The 16,348-nt window shown below is 40.1% G+C and carries 15 protein-coding genes; 7 read left to right on the forward strand and 8 right to left on the reverse strand.

Translation table 11 applies throughout. The annotated features are described in order from the left end of the window. The 5 genes from RJ53_RS11075 to RJ53_RS11095 form a co-directional block, all read right to left on the reverse strand. Positions 1-752: IS256 family transposase (locus RJ53_RS11075; protein WP_211531697.1), on the reverse strand; the 752-nt coding region annotated here is incomplete at its 3' end. Positions 753-1,145: 393 nt separating this feature from the next. Further along, positions 1,146-1,493, reverse strand: a complete 348-nt coding sequence (locus tag RJ53_RS11080) for a hypothetical protein (RefSeq protein WP_211531698.1) — start codon at positions 1,491-1,493, stop codon at positions 1,146-1,148. Positions 1,494-3,580: 2,087 nt separating this feature from the next. Next, on the reverse strand, positions 3,581-4,918 hold the full coding sequence (locus tag RJ53_RS11085) for a phenylacetate--CoA ligase family protein (protein WP_211531699.1): 1,338 nt from the start codon (positions 4,916-4,918) through the stop codon (positions 3,581-3,583). Positions 4,919-5,128: 210 nt separating this feature from the next. Then, a complete protein-coding gene (locus RJ53_RS11090) occupies positions 5,129-6,190 on the reverse strand; it encodes a DUF354 domain-containing protein (RefSeq protein WP_211531700.1) in 1,062 nt (353 codons plus the stop codon). Beyond that, entirely contained in the window at positions 6,187-7,113 is a 927-nt protein-coding gene (locus RJ53_RS11095; protein ID WP_211531701.1) for a glycosyltransferase family 2 protein, read from the reverse strand. The genes RJ53_RS11090 and RJ53_RS11095 overlap by 4 nt, the downstream gene beginning before the upstream one ends. 414 nt (positions 7,114-7,527) lie before the next feature. On the opposite strand from RJ53_RS11095, the gene RJ53_RS11100 reads away from it, so the two are divergent. From RJ53_RS11100 to RJ53_RS11125, 6 genes are all read left to right on the forward strand, one after another. Next, a complete protein-coding gene (locus RJ53_RS11100; protein WP_211531702.1) occupies positions 7,528-7,812 on the forward strand; it encodes a hypothetical protein in 285 nt (94 codons plus the stop codon). A gap of 224 nt (positions 7,813-8,036) precedes the next feature. Then, positions 8,037-8,330: a hypothetical protein gene (locus tag RJ53_RS11105; protein WP_211531703.1), complete on the forward strand. Its 294-nt coding sequence runs from the start codon at positions 8,037-8,039 to the stop codon at positions 8,328-8,330. An 83-nt stretch (positions 8,331-8,413) separates the two neighbouring features. Beyond that, a complete protein-coding gene (locus RJ53_RS11110; RefSeq protein ID WP_211531704.1) occupies positions 8,414-8,593 on the forward strand; it encodes a hypothetical protein in 180 nt (59 codons plus the stop codon). Continuing rightward, entirely contained in the window at positions 8,590-9,387 is a 798-nt protein-coding gene (locus RJ53_RS11115) for a hypothetical protein (protein WP_211531705.1), read from the forward strand. Before RJ53_RS11110 ends, RJ53_RS11115 begins: the two co-directional genes overlap by 4 nt. A gap of 583 nt (positions 9,388-9,970) precedes the next feature. Beyond that, positions 9,971-10,843, forward strand: coding sequence for a polysaccharide deacetylase family protein (locus RJ53_RS11120; protein ID WP_343221890.1), 873 nt, complete (start codon positions 9,971-9,973; stop codon positions 10,841-10,843). After that, positions 10,840-11,850 carry a GNAT family N-acetyltransferase gene (locus tag RJ53_RS11125; protein WP_211531706.1) on the forward strand — a complete coding sequence of 337 codons (1,011 nt, stop codon included), beginning with the start codon at positions 10,840-10,842 and terminating at the stop codon, positions 11,848-11,850. The genes RJ53_RS11120 and RJ53_RS11125 overlap by 4 nt, the downstream gene beginning before the upstream one ends. A gap of 145 nt (positions 11,851-11,995) precedes the next feature. Here the strand turns inward: RJ53_RS11125 and RJ53_RS11130 are convergent, their stop codons facing one another. Continuing rightward, positions 11,996-13,150 (reverse strand): radical SAM protein, encoded by a 1,155-nt coding sequence (locus tag RJ53_RS11130; RefSeq protein ID WP_211531707.1) that lies wholly within the window; start codon positions 13,148-13,150, stop codon positions 11,996-11,998. Positions 13,151-13,394: 244 nt separating this feature from the next. Here RJ53_RS11130 and RJ53_RS11135 point away from each other — a divergent pair, with 244 nt between their 5' ends. Next, positions 13,395-14,381, forward strand: coding sequence for a GNAT family N-acetyltransferase (locus tag RJ53_RS11135; protein WP_211531708.1), 987 nt, complete (start codon positions 13,395-13,397; stop codon positions 14,379-14,381). An 11-nt stretch (positions 14,382-14,392) separates the two neighbouring features. Here RJ53_RS11135 and RJ53_RS11140 read toward each other — a convergent pair whose 3' ends face one another. Continuing rightward, on the reverse strand, positions 14,393-15,592 hold the full coding sequence (locus RJ53_RS11140; protein WP_211531709.1) for a glycosyltransferase: 1,200 nt from the start codon (positions 15,590-15,592) through the stop codon (positions 14,393-14,395). Between the two features lie 88 nt (positions 15,593-15,680). Further along, complete coding sequence (locus tag RJ53_RS11145; protein ID WP_343221891.1) at positions 15,681-16,298, reverse strand: glycosyltransferase; 618 nt, start codon at positions 16,296-16,298, stop codon at positions 15,681-15,683. Positions 16,299-16,348 lie beyond the last annotated feature (50 nt).

Consider the following 16,348-nt stretch of genomic DNA (forward strand, 5'->3'; position numbering starts at 1 on the left):
CTTTGATCCCGCCATTTACACATCTGCCAGGATGCTCCGAGGAAGGCTCCTTCAACAGCTTTCTGGATGCCTGAGTGTCCATCAGAAACAACCATTTGAACTCCATCCAATCCTCTTTCCTTGAGGTCTTCGAAGATTGAGAGCCAGAAATCTTCATTCTCGCATGCAGTGATGGTGACACCGAGAACCTCTCTTCGATAGTCCTCACGAATTCCAGCGACAATCAAAGCAGCCTTGTTGACATACCGAACACCTTCTCTGACTTTAAAGTAGGATGCATCAACGATGAGATAGGGAATCTTGTGTTCAATCGGTCTATTGAGGAACGCCTGAACCTGCTCATCAAGATCTCTGGCCATCCGCGATACAGAGGCAGGAGAGAGCTGTTCAATACCAAGATGACTGACAATATCCTGGATCTTCCGTGTCGAAACACCTTGAAGATAGGACTCAACGATAGCGTTCACCAATGCCTTCTCAACACGGGAGTATTTCCCAAAAATCTGTGTTTCAAAGGACATATTCCGGAACTGTGGCTTCTGAAGCGTAGTCTCTCCATATCGTGTCTTCAGGGTTCGTGACTTGTACCCGTTCCGAAGAGCCTTTCGTTCATCAGTTCGTTCATAATGACCGGCTCCTGCCTGTTGGAGCGCTTCCATAAGCATCACCTGGTTGAGGAACCAAGTGATCAGATTCTTCATGCCATTCTGATTATCGGAAAGATAATCTTCGATAAATGCATAGTTATCCATGGCCCTGTGTCTCCTTTCTGCAAACAATGGTAGGCTACAGGGCCAATTTAATTTTACAGAAGAGTTGTTACGTTACCTCTCTTGGCCCATATTTCCTGAACTCCCGCTGTTTGTAGGCACTGAATCACAATAAAGTCGAATAACAAGGCGGGAGTAATCCCGCCTTGTTATTCGACTCGATAAATGCATAGGTATCCATGGCCCTGTGTCTCCTTCTACAAACTATGATAGGCTGCAGGGCCTATTCAATTTTACAGAAGAATTATTACGTTAAAAAATCTTCAACTGTCAAATGTAGTTTCCCGATGAAATTCTGGAAAAGTTAGGTCGCAGTAGTGGATGATCTCATTGGATGTCTGAACCCAAAGTGGCAAACTCAGGCTGTAAAGAACGTTAGTTTGATGGGTTCAAGTATATGATTATAGTGCCATCGTTATATGACGAAAGCAAAAAATTTTTGTCATAATTTACTTTGGGAATTGGTTTAAATATTTTCCACCCTTCCAAAGAAAAAAATGCAAGGTTTCTATCTTCTATTTTTTTGTTAAAGATCAATGTTGTTGGGCCGTACGATTCTGTGTTATTAAATGATAATTGTTTGTATCTATGTTCAGAAAGTGTTCCGATTTGGATATCTGTATAATAATATAATTTTTCCTTTACATATATTATTTGCCAATAACCGCCAGTATCGGCATCGGTTATTACTTGTGCTTTATTGTCTTTTGCGTGATTTACCAACCAATATATACTACTTGTGTACGATTCAAAATTAGTTACTCCTGAAGGGTATTGAGTCCGCTCGGTGTACAGTGAACTCACAGTTGTTAGAGTCAACGTCACGATTATTAATAAGATTATGGAATATTTAATAACTTTTCCTGTAATTTGTTGATTGACATTACTTCGTGTTTCTATTAGTAAGTATATAAGAAATACTGGCAAAATCAAATTTATGGTTATAGCGACATTAATTATACCTGTTGATGTGTAATAGAATAATTTTAAAAAAACATCGGCTATGAATAAGGCAAATAACAATAATACAATTACTTGCGGCTTGTTTTTTCCTCGCATATAATTTATGGCCAAGAAAGATATATATATATAAATTATGAGGTATGTCAGGTATCGACCGAAGTCAATAGTACCTAAAGGAATTACAAAGTGAAACATATAATTATACTCACTAGGCAAGTCGCTACCTTTATTTATAGCTATATGCAGAAGATATTTTAGATCGATTAATTCTAAAATGTTGCTGGAAGTCAGAACTATATGAAACTGTCGCGTTCGAATGTATACCCACGAAATAACCACTATTATTATACAAAGCAAGGAGGTGTACACAATATGTGATGTTATATATCGATTATCCACGCCGTCGAGTGAAAAATTCCAACCGTTCATAAAACGTGTATTCAAATAAGTAATCCAAAGTATCGACAGTACTATTAATAATAATGCCATGCTCAGTGAATGCCAATAAAAAACCCCTATGCCATAAAAAAAAATTAAAAGTGAGGCATATATAGAATTTCTCGAATGTGTTGTTATATATTTTAAGACAAAGTATAACGATAGCACAAACATTAAAATAAGCATCCCTTTGTACGTTGAGGTGAATCCTAGAAAAAGCCCCAACATGAGGGACAACTTATAATCTTGAGTAAAGAAATAGGATATTAATATTAAAGAAGTTATAGATATTATAATATCAATTATAATACACAAATGTGTATACTTCATTATATCCCCACTTACCAATTCTAATATTACCTTATAATAATTATAGTATAGTAAAAGAGTGGGATAAACGTTGGGTTGTGTCGAGTACTGGGATTCATACCCATAATTTGGTAAAAAGAGATTAGCAGTATGGTGTGGTGTATAGAAATCTAAAGGTGATGAGGGGAGCGAAAAAGCAGTTGCTATTACAATAAGTAATATTGTTATTATTATGGCATAGTTAATTTTTTTGATCATAGTGTACATCCATTAGATTATTCGCCACCATCTCTGAAATCAATAAATCTAAATCCATCATTCATCAAATACTTTTTTATACGATAATTATTACATCCCACTCATATATCAAAGGAACATCTCAGTTATTTTGGCTTTACATTAACAATATTACCAAAAATGGTAATAACGATTTTTGTTACGGTGTTTGTCCATGATGTAGGGATTCTATGCTACCATATGGCACCTCTTCAATGAAAATTTTATTTCTCTCCTTTGTTCCCGGCCGATGCTTAAATAAAACTTAAATTTAATCACTCAATTTAAACATTAATAAAGATTCTATATAATTATAAATCCTTTATTTCAGTCAAGGTAAGGATGTTATTTAAGATGTTTTATAATCATTTTCAATGGGGGAGGAATGCACCACATAAACACCAACATAAATTATCGGTTATATGCCCACGATCCCCCTGTTGCGTACGTGAGAAACAGCATCCTAAAATTATGCGGTTTGTTTGAGAGTACTTTCCCCTGCTCTTCATCCACCTAACAGCTATGATGGTCAACAATCTCCATAACACTCCACTCAGTATCGATGTGCAGACTGAAATGTTCCAGACGCACAAGTGCAGTAATATCACCTTCATTTAATCCATACCCATCCAAGACATCACATTCAAACAACAGGCTGATCGTTTCTCGCATGTAAGGAAAAAATTTGGCGTTGCTGAACAAAACAGCTAAAGACTGATTGGCTACATTGTTCTCAGCGAGCCTTAGGCAATACAAAATTTTTTGGTGAAAAACCACCTTAATGATTCCTAGGTTGAAGCAGAGGCTATTTATTAGGTAAGACATTATTTACCCACCAATTCATTGACAATGAATTTATATTTCCCAGCCTCTGTCCTCTCAATCTCATCAACAAAATCATATCTAACATCCCAAGCGGCGCTTTTTGACTGAATAATCTGCTTAATCGTTTCAAGTTGTCCCTCATTAAATTTCTCGTCAATAATCAATTTTATCAGAATTTCCTCAGCACTTTTTTGGATAACCTGATATTCTTTTATCCCTTCACAATGTTCCCAGAAAATATATAAAAAGAACCATCCATGTACGCTCTTCCCTTCGGGGGTGACAAGAACATCAACTGATCGACCAATAACTTCATCTAAGAGTTTCAAGCCCCTTCCACAATTGCATGTCTCATCTGTGATGGATACTTCATCCCCTGTTGCGTACCTGATAAACGGCATCGCATAATTATGCAGACTCGTTGCGATTACTTGCCCCTTCCCTACATCCATCTGACATCCCTGGGAATCTACAACTTCCATAATGCTCCGCTCTGTATCGATGTGTAGTCCAGAATGCTCAGGACATTCAAAAGCAGTAATTCCCCCGTCATTCAAACCATACGTATCAAATACATCACACGAGAAGACTCGGCCAATGGTCTCACGCATGTGGGGGAAGAGTTTTTCCGCAGTCGTGAACACTCCAATAAGCTTTGGAACTGATAAATCATTTTTCTCAAGCCATTGAGCATAGAAATAGATTGATGATGCATATCCTTGAATATATTTTGGCCGAAAGGTGTTCAATACCTTCGTATAATGTTGCATCTCAGATTCCCCCATATCAAAGGAAGAGAGTTTCTTAATATTCCGCACAATTTCGTGGACTCTTGTTTCAATATTGGATACGGCCCCGCCCACAATGGATGATCCCCCAAGAATCACCATCTTATCACCCAGCTCAAAGCCAGCATATCCCCATCCTCGATACAGGATAGCCCCGCTTAAAAACCGATCCTGTTTAGATATTCGATATTGAAATGGTGTCCCTGTTGACCCCCCTGTGGCACGTGTGTAATATTTCAACGAATCGAGATTCACCGGCTTGAAATCCTGCCAATTCTGCTTGATGACATCTTTTGTTAAAATGGGAAGTTTCTGAAGATCTTCAATGGTACGTATGTTACCAGGTGTGATCTTCAGTTCTTTAAAGAGTGTGCGGTAATAGGGAATATTATTATACGCAAATGTGATCATTTGCCTAAGCTGTTTCTCCTGCTCTTCTTTTAACTCAACATACGATCGCCACTGGTTCTTCACCAGACGCCTGTATGTGTGGTAGAATGATGGTTCACCAAAAGTATGTGCCAGGATAAATAATTGCTTATTAAGCATTTGGATTACACCTTATAATCATCGGATATGTTATTTCATTCCGAACAATAATAGATTATTCGTATCAAATCAGGATTTGTTACCATCTATAAACCATCAATGAACCGGATAATTGCATACCTACTATTTCCAATCTTTTGAGTGGCATCACTTTGATGAGTAACAATCATGATTTCTTTGGATAAAACCATTCTCCAATAATTGTCTACCTTACTCATTCACGTATTGGTATTCCTCCAAAAAAGAAACCATATATTTCGTGATATCTATTTTTTCAGATAATAGTTTTTTTCTTTTCTCTCTCCATTCTTCCTTAAGGCCCGTTGATTGCATTAATTCTTTAGCTTTTTTTATAGCCTCTGTTGCATTATTAAAGTTAAACATCATGTGGTATTTTTCTTCCAGTTCAACAAAATTACTCATATCATTTCTGCCAGCGAATTGATTGCACCGTATTGTTGGTGTACCTAAAAGTGCAGCCTCAGTAGCCAACGTTTGAGTGTCAGTAACAAGTAGTTTTGCATGATAAAGAATATCATGAATCCTCTTTTTTGGAGCTTGGAGTACGTAAGGTTTCAATACTTCAGGTATCGATCCTTCTGCTGAAATGAAAACTGGACCAAATTGTTTTAATACATTAACTATTTCAATTTTAGCATTTGTATCAAAACCCCCAATTCCAAGGTCATGAACCGCGTCAAAGGCATTAAATCGAAGTATTGAATATTCTGCTCCTCTTGGAACATCCAATAAATCATGTATCGTTTCGCTTTGGTGATAATAATTAGGGTGAAGGTATGCCAACTCTTTATAGCTATTCACCCGCATCTGATTAACACCTAGATTCTGAGTAAATGCATATGGTGTAATAATAACATTTATAAAAGGTTTAGATAAAGTATATTGAATTGTATACGATTTATTATTTACTGTAAATTCTGAGTCTGTAAAAACAATTGATGGAATACGAAGAAGAGCAGAAGCGTATGCATCGTATGCCCCAAATCCTGTCACAAGATCGACCTTTGATTTTTTCAAATGGATACTCGCTTTAAGAACATCAAGGGGAAAGCTTAAAATTTTACCTAATTTTGATTTTGGTGAAGTGGAGAATAAATAATAAGACATCCCCTCCTCTTTCAACAAATCAATTGTTTCACCATAATCTCGGGCTAATAAGACTGTCTCATGGCCCCGCTCTTTTAGCATTTTTATGATATTACGATAAAAGTGAACTTGAGCAGGAGTATTGGCAAATATCCCTATTCTCATCTTTTCACCATTGAAGTAGGATTAGTATTATCCTCAGTGAGCGATCGGATTTCATGTTTGTATTCTCCAATACATGAAAAAATAAAAAGAACAAAACCTAAAAGGAGTATGTTCCACTCTCCAAAGAATATCATTACAGCCCCTAATACTAAACACAGCATCCCAAGAACATATCCGAAGTATACTAATCTTCGATATATGAGAAGTTTAACAATAATTCGCCATATAAAAGATTTAAATAAAAAATAACTGGTACTCAGAATAAATGAACCATATTTAATATCGGATGTTTCCGATCCATATTTTGCTGGAATAAAAATATTAAACATCCTCAATTCATGGACATTTGCTTTAATCATCATATCATTCTCAAAAGCATATCGAGGATATAACGAATTTAAATCCATTTTAGATAAACCGGTCGAAGAAATCGCTATATATCCATTCTGAGGATCACTTATTATCCAATAGCCAGAGGCGATTTTATTAATTAAGTTTAAAAGCATATTTCCAAATAATCGCCAATTGCTCATACCTTTCCAATAACCAGGTTTTAGCCGACTTCCTTTCGTAAAATCAGCCTTCCCTTCTACAATAGGATCAATAAGTGTAGGTAAATGTACAGGATCCATCTGGTTGTCGCCAGCCATGACTGTAAGAATATCCGTACCATCTATAAGCGCTGCTTTGAATCCAGTTGTAATAGATGCCCCAACCCCCCCGTTCACCTCATGGTGGATGACCGTCACCCGTGCGTCCTTCTTTGCATGGGCACGCGCCCTCTCAAGGGTCGCATCCTTTGAGCAGTCATCGATGACATAGACGCGGTCAACAAAGTCTGGGACCGTCTCAAGGGTGTCGAGGATGAGCAGTTCCTCATTATGGGCCGGGACGACGACGGCGATCCGTTTCTCACGATACATGGAATCCCTCTCCTATGGATGGTATGTCCTTCACCGTCGATCCCTGGGAGGACGGCATGATCTGCACGCCACCCCGCCCCCCCGATGCCGGATATACTCTCTCTGTAAGAAGATCCAGGATATCTCCTTCCACTAGTATGAGATCACCCCTGCTCATCACCCTTGCGTTCACTAGAATTGATTTGCCCTTTCTCGTAATAAAGAGTGCCGGTGTATGAAAATAAGGAAATCCTCTAAAACCTTTTATTTTATCGATATCTTTGTATAATATGGATATACATTCTACAAATAAATGAAAAATCAAAGAACAAATTAACCTTCCATATAACAATATTCATACAATCCTTTTCTGCTCCGTCAGGGGTAGGGGAATTGCACTGCATTCCACCCCTGCATACCATAGAGATCACCCGCGTGAGTGCTGAGCGGAGCCTCAGTCCGGCCCCTGCTCTCCTTCGATCGTTTCGGAGAGATCTCGCGCAGAGAGACGCCCGGACTCTCTTCCCGCGCACACGTAACACCATGGAAGATTTCCCGATTGAGGAAGGGAGCTATCGGTCACTGAGCGGCAAGGAGGAATCGAGTACCCTCTTATTCTCCGAAGGGGCACCCGGGTGCGCCATAACGGATCTGGAGGACCCCCGGCCAAACCCCCTCCCTTCGGGATGCGGTAATCTGGAAGCAAATGTAAATGGTTGAGTAGCCGAGTCCGGTCCATCCCCCAATCCTGGTTGATGCTTGTGCGAAACAACACAATCTCATGAGATGAAGCTTCATTTTCATACTCATCTTCCATCCCACTCATCGATCAACAGTGGCGATTACCCCTGATCGGAATCGCTTCATTCTTCGGTCGAAGAGTTGTGCCAGATATATTCATATCGCCATAACCTGTATGATAAAAACAAATATTATTATATTATATGGTTCATATCATTCGTGAGGGATCGATGATGCATATACGAACCGGAGGAAGTGTGGCGCTTGTCCTGAGTATCTGGATGTGCGGTATTATTCTCATCATGATTCTGGCACAGGCTTTCAGCTTTGAGATCCTTGCTTTCCTCATACTGCTTGCATTGATTCTTATCGCTGAAAACAGAACGCCATTTTACGTCAAACCGGTTTTTCTGATACGATTGTATAGTATCATCGGTGTTGGTGTCGTCATCTTTCTTTTGTACTTTATTGAATCAATACAGGGGGTCATCGGTTGATATGGCAAGGCTTGATCCGGAATAAAAGAGTGAGAGATCATGAAAATATTATTTATCCGGCAGACTGGCACCCTCTAAACCGTTTGTCAGAGATTCATTCTTCAACCGGAGCAAAAATGACGATACACGAGACGACAACGGAGATCCTTTCCAGGGGAGATGCCGTCACCGTGGAGGCCCTTCCCAAATATGTCTGGAATTCAGTAGCCATCCCCCATTCGGATCATCTGAGTGAACAATTGCTCCGGGGTGATCACGTATGAAGGGAACCGGTAGCTGGTACCGGCTTCGCCATGCCGCGGGATCAAAAGAGGTGAAGGGATCATTCATCCTCTTCATGGTTGCGGCCATTGCATTCAGCCTTCCGTTCCTGATCCTCTTCGATTTTACAATTTCAGCCGTTCTGATTCTCTCCGGGTTTACCTGTTTCATCATTGGACTGATAATGCTCGTCTTCTATCGTGGAGATATGGTGTTGCCGGATGTTGCGGGTATGCTGACCCCGGGCATACAGACTGCCTTTGGAAAAACTGTAGCAGATATCGGCGGTGAAGAAGGGGCGTATATCATTCCTGGCAATCCGATCCTCCAGCTCATTCCGTTAACCGGCTCCGCAATTCCTTCTGCCAACACCTGTTCACATCTGAAGAACTGGAGAGGAACCAAATGTCTTGAAATATCGCCCCCCTCCCTTCCACTCTGGCATCATCTCCGTACAAAATACAAACTCATCCAGACGGAGGATTTTGATGCAGCACTCGCTTCCTATGCCGAGTCCGTCCGATATGCACTGGAACTTGCCGATCGGGTAGAGGGAAGATTGGAAGGAGATCTATGCTCCATTGAGATCACATGGTATAAGCTCTATGAAGGATGTGCCCTCGTCCGGCAAGAGTGTCCGGACTGCTGCACAATGGTCCCCTGTGGGGTTTGTGGTCTGGCAGGTATCATTCTCGCTGAGGGAACCAATGAAGCCTGGAAATTTGATCGTATTATGTTGACACCTGAGACACGTTCGATCAGAATTGAACTCAGAAGGGTTTTGGCGAGCAGTTAAAATAGGGGATTGGAACAAGGTCAACCTTCATTCTGAATAAGATGTAGAATGAAAACAAAATATATAAATAAAACAAAATTATACTATTGGTAATATAATACCATTACCACAATCAAATCAATAAGTGATACTCCATGCAGCTTTCAACACCATCTTCAGAACTCCGTTATGGAAAGGACTATGCCGCACGCTCCACGTTACTATCGGGTAGTGCTGACGTACACGAGCATGTGAGAGATCCTCTCCACCATCCTTTTCCTCTGGTATCACTCATGGTGGATGCAGTCAGACAGAGATATTCTGCGAATGTCAAGCAAAAATGTTCTGAGGGGAATCTGATGATGGTGCATAATCAGAATCACGTCACACCTGACAAAGAGCCAAATCAGGCATTTCCAAATCAGGAGATAAAATGCGGGATTCCGGGGAAGACATTATGAACCCCATGTATGATATTTTAAGGCAGGATCCAGAGATATGGGATATATTCCAATGTAAGGAGGAGTACACATCCCCCATACGGGATAAGTACGACCGCTTTCCATATTATCTCAGCTCCAATCGGAATATCTTTCAGCCTGTCGTGTCAGAATACCTTAGCAATGCAGGGTATCGTCCTGAATATCCTGATGGTCAGCCATTTGCAGTCTCTCTGACCCATGATATCGATAATGTCTACTGTTCACTCCCATATAAGGGGTATCACTTCGTCAAATCTTTTTTCAATAAGGACATCCCCCATTGCATCGATACCGCCCTCTCCATGTGTTCAAGAAAGATACCGTTATGTAACTTTCAAGAGATCATGGCGATTGAGGAGGAGTATGGCGCAACCTCAAGCTTTAATTTCATGGCACTGGCACCGGGTGATCAGGACTATTCATATGACATTCGGGATCTCGAAAGGGAACTTGGTTTGATCTCCGATGCCGGGTGGGAAGTGGCACTTCATGGCGGTCATAAGGCATACTGTGACTATGATCAGCTTGTCACAGAAAAAGCCAGGCTGGAGAAGGTACTTGGTCATCGGGTTGCCGGGTACCGAAACCACTTTCTCAGGTTCAGAGTGCCGGATACCTGGCAAAACCTTGCAAAGGCCGGATTCCTCTATGATAACACATTCGGTTACGCCGACTGTCTGGGCTTTCGGAATGGGATGTGCCACCCATTCAGACCGTATGATCTCAACCTGGGCACGGAGATTGACATCGTTGAGATCCCGCTCGCGATTATGGATGTAACTTTTGAGGTGTATATGCGGCTCGATCCCACACGCGCATGGGAAATGACACGCCGCCTCATCGACACCGTTGAGCGATATAATGGGGTCCTAGGGATACTGTGGCATAACAATTGTATGAAGGGGGATAAACTGATGTTGTATAAGAAGATACTTGCGTACTGCTCTGAGAAAGGAGCGTTTATGAATGGTGGAAAAGATCTGGTGATAGTATGACACGTGATAAGTACCAGGCCCGGCTTCTCCGGAATGAAGAATATCCCCTCTGGGACACACTGGTTCGAAAATCACCACAGGGGAGCATTTTTTCAAACAGTGAATATTTACAGATTCTTGCGGATGCAACCAACAACAGACTACAAATGGTAGGGTGTTTTGAGGACAATACATTAATTGGGGGGTGCTCACTGTTTGTCCGGAAGAAACGCCTCCGAGGTACACATGCCGTATCCAACGGACCCGACACTCCTTTTTGTGGTTTTATCTCCCAGAAGGCAGATCCGGGGAGGGTTCGAAAGAGTGAAATGGAGTATACGGAATGCATCAATGCCTTATGTGATTATATCGAGAATCAAAACTACTCATTAATCTCAGTTACGAACTCCCCGGAACTGATGGATATCCGGCCTTTTTTACGGCGAGGCTGGAGAGGGGCAGTGGCTTATACATATTATATTGATCTGTTGTATGCAGACATTGACAGTTTCTCTACAAGCGTAAAAAAAAGTATACTGGCTGCACAAAAAAAGAATCTCGTATATGAAGCAAGTAAAGACGCCAAATCCCATTGTGGTATTCTTACAGAAGTCTTTCAACATAGCCATGCTCTTCCACCGTTCAATGAGACAGTTATCAAAAGATTTCTCAATTTCTTCCATTCAAATAATTCTGGAGATATGCGGATAATCAAGGATTCATCCGGCAACATTCTGGCATCATACATCTGGTTGTGGGATAATAACCGGGCCTATGCATGGAGCGGAGGTGCGTTGCCCTCAACGGAATTCCAGGATGGAGGAGCAAATAAGCTGATGTTTTATAGCTTTTTAGAGGAGTTAAAGGAAAAGGGGCTCCCGGAAGTGAATATAATGCATGGGAATACGCCACGGTTGACAAGTTTTGCCACAGGGTTTAATCCCAGGTTGGTACCGTATTATATTGTAGAGCGAAATTCATTCTACATTCGGTGCCTAAAAGGTCTACAACATTATTTAAACCGGTAGTCGCTGGAATCAGGGATGCGTCTGGTGCCCCGGACGCCTTTATCTGACTTTCCAAGAGTATGATATCCGGGAAAGATTGTTATATCGGAGAATCTGAACGCTTATAAAAAATTTTTTTTGAATATCCTCCTCTCGATCTTTACTGTTACTTCCTGAGTTTCTGTATAGTTTCACGTAAAAAACCGGGAATGTTTGCTCTGTTTGAGAAGGGATATTTTATCGTTGAGAGAAGTATGTTCATGGAATGTGGACCATAACAACCATGACATTGTTCTGGATATTTCTGCTCTTTCATTGCGGTCCGGATTTGAGTGCAGGATATATTCCATACATCCACCAGAGAGCGATTGGGGTTATCATGTATCGTTATGGATGAGGGGATAAGATTACAGGGCTGTACTTCACCAAAAGCATTGATTTTAATCCGGGAGTACAAATTCAAGCAAATAAGCCTCTGTAATCGGTACTTAAAGAAGAAATCACTGTCCGGAGCCTGGTGCGCGTGGAATGTTATATAGTGTTGTAACCATCGTTTAAGATCAGAGACGTTCGTTTGTATTGCATGATCTCTTTCAAATTTGAGAATCTCATTAAATTCATCGTCAAGGAAACGCATATGATCCGGCTTTGGATTGAGCTCTTCCTTGTGCGGGATAGCCTGCACACCAGAAAAATTTGAAGCAGTAATAATTGGTACAAAGTTCACCGATGAAACACCGAGTGCATCTGCATTTCTCACAACATTTGCAAGATCCTGGTAATTATATAATGAAATCACCGTCTCAATCTGCACCGGAATCTGATTCTCAACAAGTATCTTTATTCCATGAATAGCATTTTCAAATGCCGTCTCCACACCCCGTATCCTGTTATGCGTTTCAGGATTAAATGAATCCAAAGAAAGTATAATTTTACAGTTTGTTCTTTTCAATAAAGCAATTTGACTGTCAGATAATCTCGGGATCAGCATTCCATTGGTAATAATCGTAATATCTGAGAGATACGTTGATGCATATTCCAATACTTCGAATACGTCTTTAAATAGGAAAGGTTCTCCACCAAGAAGAACAAGTGATGGAATCCTGCATTGATTCATCTGATCGATAATCCACTTGAGATCCTCCAGATCAAGACTATTCGTTTCATTTTTTATTTGCTCTTTTTTCATTAACCCCTGCCCAATCTCACAGTAGACACATTTATGGTTACATTTGGTTGTAAGATTTATGTCAACCACACTCACATAAGGATGGTCTAAAACACAATATAAAATTATTTTCATAATATTTTTAATTTTCATAAACCAATATATGTATGATAACTAATAAAATTACTTCATGGTAGGATCAAAACACCATTCAATGCCGATACTTAAAAAATTAATAATTTAATAATTCATATTTGCCTAGTTAAATGAAAATATCATCAAGAATATGCAGGATCGATCCATAAGACAAATAATATATACAAATAAAATTATTTCATTATAGGATATACATCCTATATCCAACCAGGTTAGAATATTATCTCGATGCAGTGAAAGTATGATGACTATTAAGATTCATGAATTAAGCCGGGATGAGTATGATCTTTGGGATGGCCTGGTGGAAAATTCCCCTCAAGGAACCATATTTCATTCCATTCATTGGTTAACAACAACATCCCGAAGTTTAAAACTTCAATTTAAACTGATTGGTGCTTTCATTGGCGACCAATTGGTAGGTGGTTGCTGTTTTTATGAGCTGAAGCATTTTCGTCTGTTAAAACATGCAATGACCAATGTTCAGTTAACTCCATATTCAGGTTTTGTAATCAGTCGGAGCGACCGGACAAGTATCAGAGCAAACGAGGTATGGCATAACGAGATACTTTCGGCCTTATCCAATTACATCTGCACGTTGAATTATATACACATCAATATCGTTAACAATCCATTTTTAATTGACATTCGCCCGTTGATCTGGAATGGATGGAGAACTTCTGTGCACTATACATATCTACTACCTCTTGACACCGATATGGAGGCATTAGCTTCAAGAAATATTCGCCGTTCAGTGAAAAAAGCACAGACGGAGAGGATTGAAGTTCAAAAATTATATGATCAGGAATTAATGTGGAACCTGCAAGTGAAGACGTATGAAAAACAAAATCAAGAGGTCCCTTATGCAAAGAAACATTTATTTGACCTCATGGATATGGTGCATCAAAATGGGATGGGAGAGATGTGGGTTGCTACAACCCCCGACAATACTGCGGTATCGGCAGAATATATCCTCTGGGATAAGCAAGGAGCCTACAGGTGGGTGGCAGCAGCAGATCCTGATAAGCTCTGGACAGGATCAACTCCCTTCTTGTTATATGAAATATTTCGGGATCTCCAGTCTTTCGGCATTACAAAAATTTTTATGATGGCGGCAAATACACCACACCTCTCTACTTTTGCTTCAAATTTTAATCCGATATTAATGCCATATTATGGGGTTACAAATAAATCCAACAGTTTCATGATGATGATGAGAAATAATAAGTAGATGTATATTATTTAATTATTTTTATAAGATTTTATGACTGACTCATACACCTTTATCTGTTCCTTGATAATTTCTCTCCAGTCATACTTGACAGACCACTCTCTTAATTGCTCTACATCCGGCGGTTCGTTCATAACCTTTATGATTGCATCAGAAAATCTCTCCTCAAATCCTGCACCCCACGCAACAACCATTCCCCCGGGCCCTATCGCCTCCGGGATACCGCCTGCATCACTCCCAACAACAGGGCAGCCACAGGATTGTGCTTCGAGGATAACATTTGGTAACCCCTCATTGCGGCTGGGTAAGACCAGAATATCAAAGGCATTCATCCAGAGAACTATTTCATCAGCCTTCAATTGCTTTAAAAATAAAACGTTGAGATTATAACGTTTACACCTCTCCTCCAGCTCTTCTCGCAAATCACCAACACCTATGAAAATGAATTGAACATTATCCACCCTCTTTGAAACCTCGTTAAAAATGTCAGGTAATCTGTCAACACCTTTGACAGATATAAGATTGCCAACGAATCCAACAACCTTTGAGACGGATTTTTCCAGTCCCAATTGAATCCTGGCATCCTTCTTGGGTGCTGGTAAAAATAATTCGGTATCCACTCCATAGGACAGTATTTTGTAATTTGTACCTCTATATCCCAACTCTTGTGCGGACTTTAATAACGCATTACTAACGAAAAAAACAATATCTGCATCCTCCAATCCCTCAACGATCAAAGGAATTGTTTTTGGAGAGCCGTGTGGAAATGTATGAATATCACTTCCAAGCGCTGAAATGATACATGGAATCTTCGTTTCCTTTTTTATTAAAGAAGCTACATAACCATGGGGATATACCCAATGCGCATGAATGAGATCATAGTTCTGTGGACCTTTCCAGGCTATGGTTTGATCAACCATTAATTCTATTAACCTATTATTAAGACTCAATAATTTAGTTAATAGTGATCGCTTTAATGATATAAAATTATATTGTATTGTATCTACTTCCATCGTTTCCATATAAATATTCTCATCATAGCCTAGTAGCTTCTTTACAAATTTGAATATAATACTTTCATCAATATAATATGAAACTACATCCGTCTGAATACCTGATTCATTCAGTTTTTTAATATTTCTTGTTATGAAAAGCCCCCCAATGACCTGTGAACTCGTTGGGTGTGCTCCGGCAATAATCAGTAATTTCATCGAACAAGTATTATGTATTCCTTGTATTAAATATTACTTTCGAAATGATACAACCATATTTTTTTATTTAACTTTGTTGTCATTGTCTTCAATCAACAAGTTCTTCAAGAAATCCTTTAAGCATTTTAGTTTTAACAGACCAGTCAAGATGCTCCTCAGCATAATGGCGCATCTTGTTGGGATGGTCAGGATCGGCAAGAACTGCTTCGGCAAAGGAGATGATATCGTCGATGTTGATCGGACTTTCATCAGGAGCAATCATAAGACGATACGGAAAGTCTGCCGGGTAATCACGGTCTATTGCGGCATTGATGTATGGAAATCCCCGGGAGCAGTATTCCCGTGCTTTTAATTCAGACGTTTCCAGCAAACCCTTTCGGTGAATGCCAAGGCTGCCTACTCCGATATGACATCTGTTAAAATAGCCATCAAGTTCCTCTCCGGTGGCGTATTCATGAAATATAACCTGATTACGTAAACCTAGTTCAATTGATAATTTCCGGAGGTACTCCAGTTGACCCTTTCCAACAATATGGAGTGTAAGGGTCTTGGATCCCGTGTAAAGAGACATGCCATGAAGGAGCCGATCAAGACCATGCCAGAGGCTGACTGTCGCAATACACAGGAAATGTAGCTCATTTCCCTGATATACCGGGACCTTACGAAGAGGAACAGATTGTACATCAAATCCATTTCCAATAGTTATGTGAGGCTTGTAAGGATCCTTACTTCGAGCTCAAACTCCGGTTTTTATAG

Source organism: Methanocalculus chunghsingensis (assembly GCF_018132105.1).
Taxonomy (GTDB): Archaea; Halobacteriota; Methanomicrobia; order Methanomicrobiales; family Methanocorpusculaceae; genus Methanocalculus; species Methanocalculus chunghsingensis.

What these genes read in the sequence shown, in the direction of transcription:
- RJ53_RS11085 (WP_211531699.1), bottom strand. Translation starts at nt 4,918, where the DNA reads ATGCTTAATAAGCAATTATTTATCCTGGCACATACTTTTGGTGAACCA.
- RJ53_RS11090 (WP_211531700.1), bottom strand. Translation starts at nt 6,190, where the DNA reads ATGAGAATAGGGATATTTGCCAATACTCCTGCTCAAGTTCACTTTTAT.
- RJ53_RS11095 (WP_211531701.1), bottom strand. Translation starts at nt 7,113, where the DNA reads ATGTATCGTGAGAAACGGATCGCCGTCGTCGTCCCGGCCCATAATGAG.
- RJ53_RS11105 (WP_211531703.1), top strand. Translation starts at nt 8,037, where the DNA reads ATGGTTCATATCATTCGTGAGGGATCGATGATGCATATACGAACCGGA.
- RJ53_RS11115 (WP_211531705.1), top strand. Translation starts at nt 8,590, where the DNA reads ATGAAGGGAACCGGTAGCTGGTACCGGCTTCGCCATGCCGCGGGATCA.
- RJ53_RS11125 (WP_211531706.1), top strand. Translation starts at nt 10,840, where the DNA reads ATGACACGTGATAAGTACCAGGCCCGGCTTCTCCGGAATGAAGAATAT.
- RJ53_RS11130 (WP_211531707.1), bottom strand. Translation starts at nt 13,150, where the DNA reads ATGAAAATTAAAAATATTATGAAAATAATTTTATATTGTGTTTTAGAC.
- RJ53_RS11135 (WP_211531708.1), top strand. Translation starts at nt 13,395, where the DNA reads ATGATGACTATTAAGATTCATGAATTAAGCCGGGATGAGTATGATCTT.
- RJ53_RS11140 (WP_211531709.1), bottom strand. Translation starts at nt 15,592, where the DNA reads ATGAAATTACTGATTATTGCCGGAGCACACCCAACGAGTTCACAGGTC.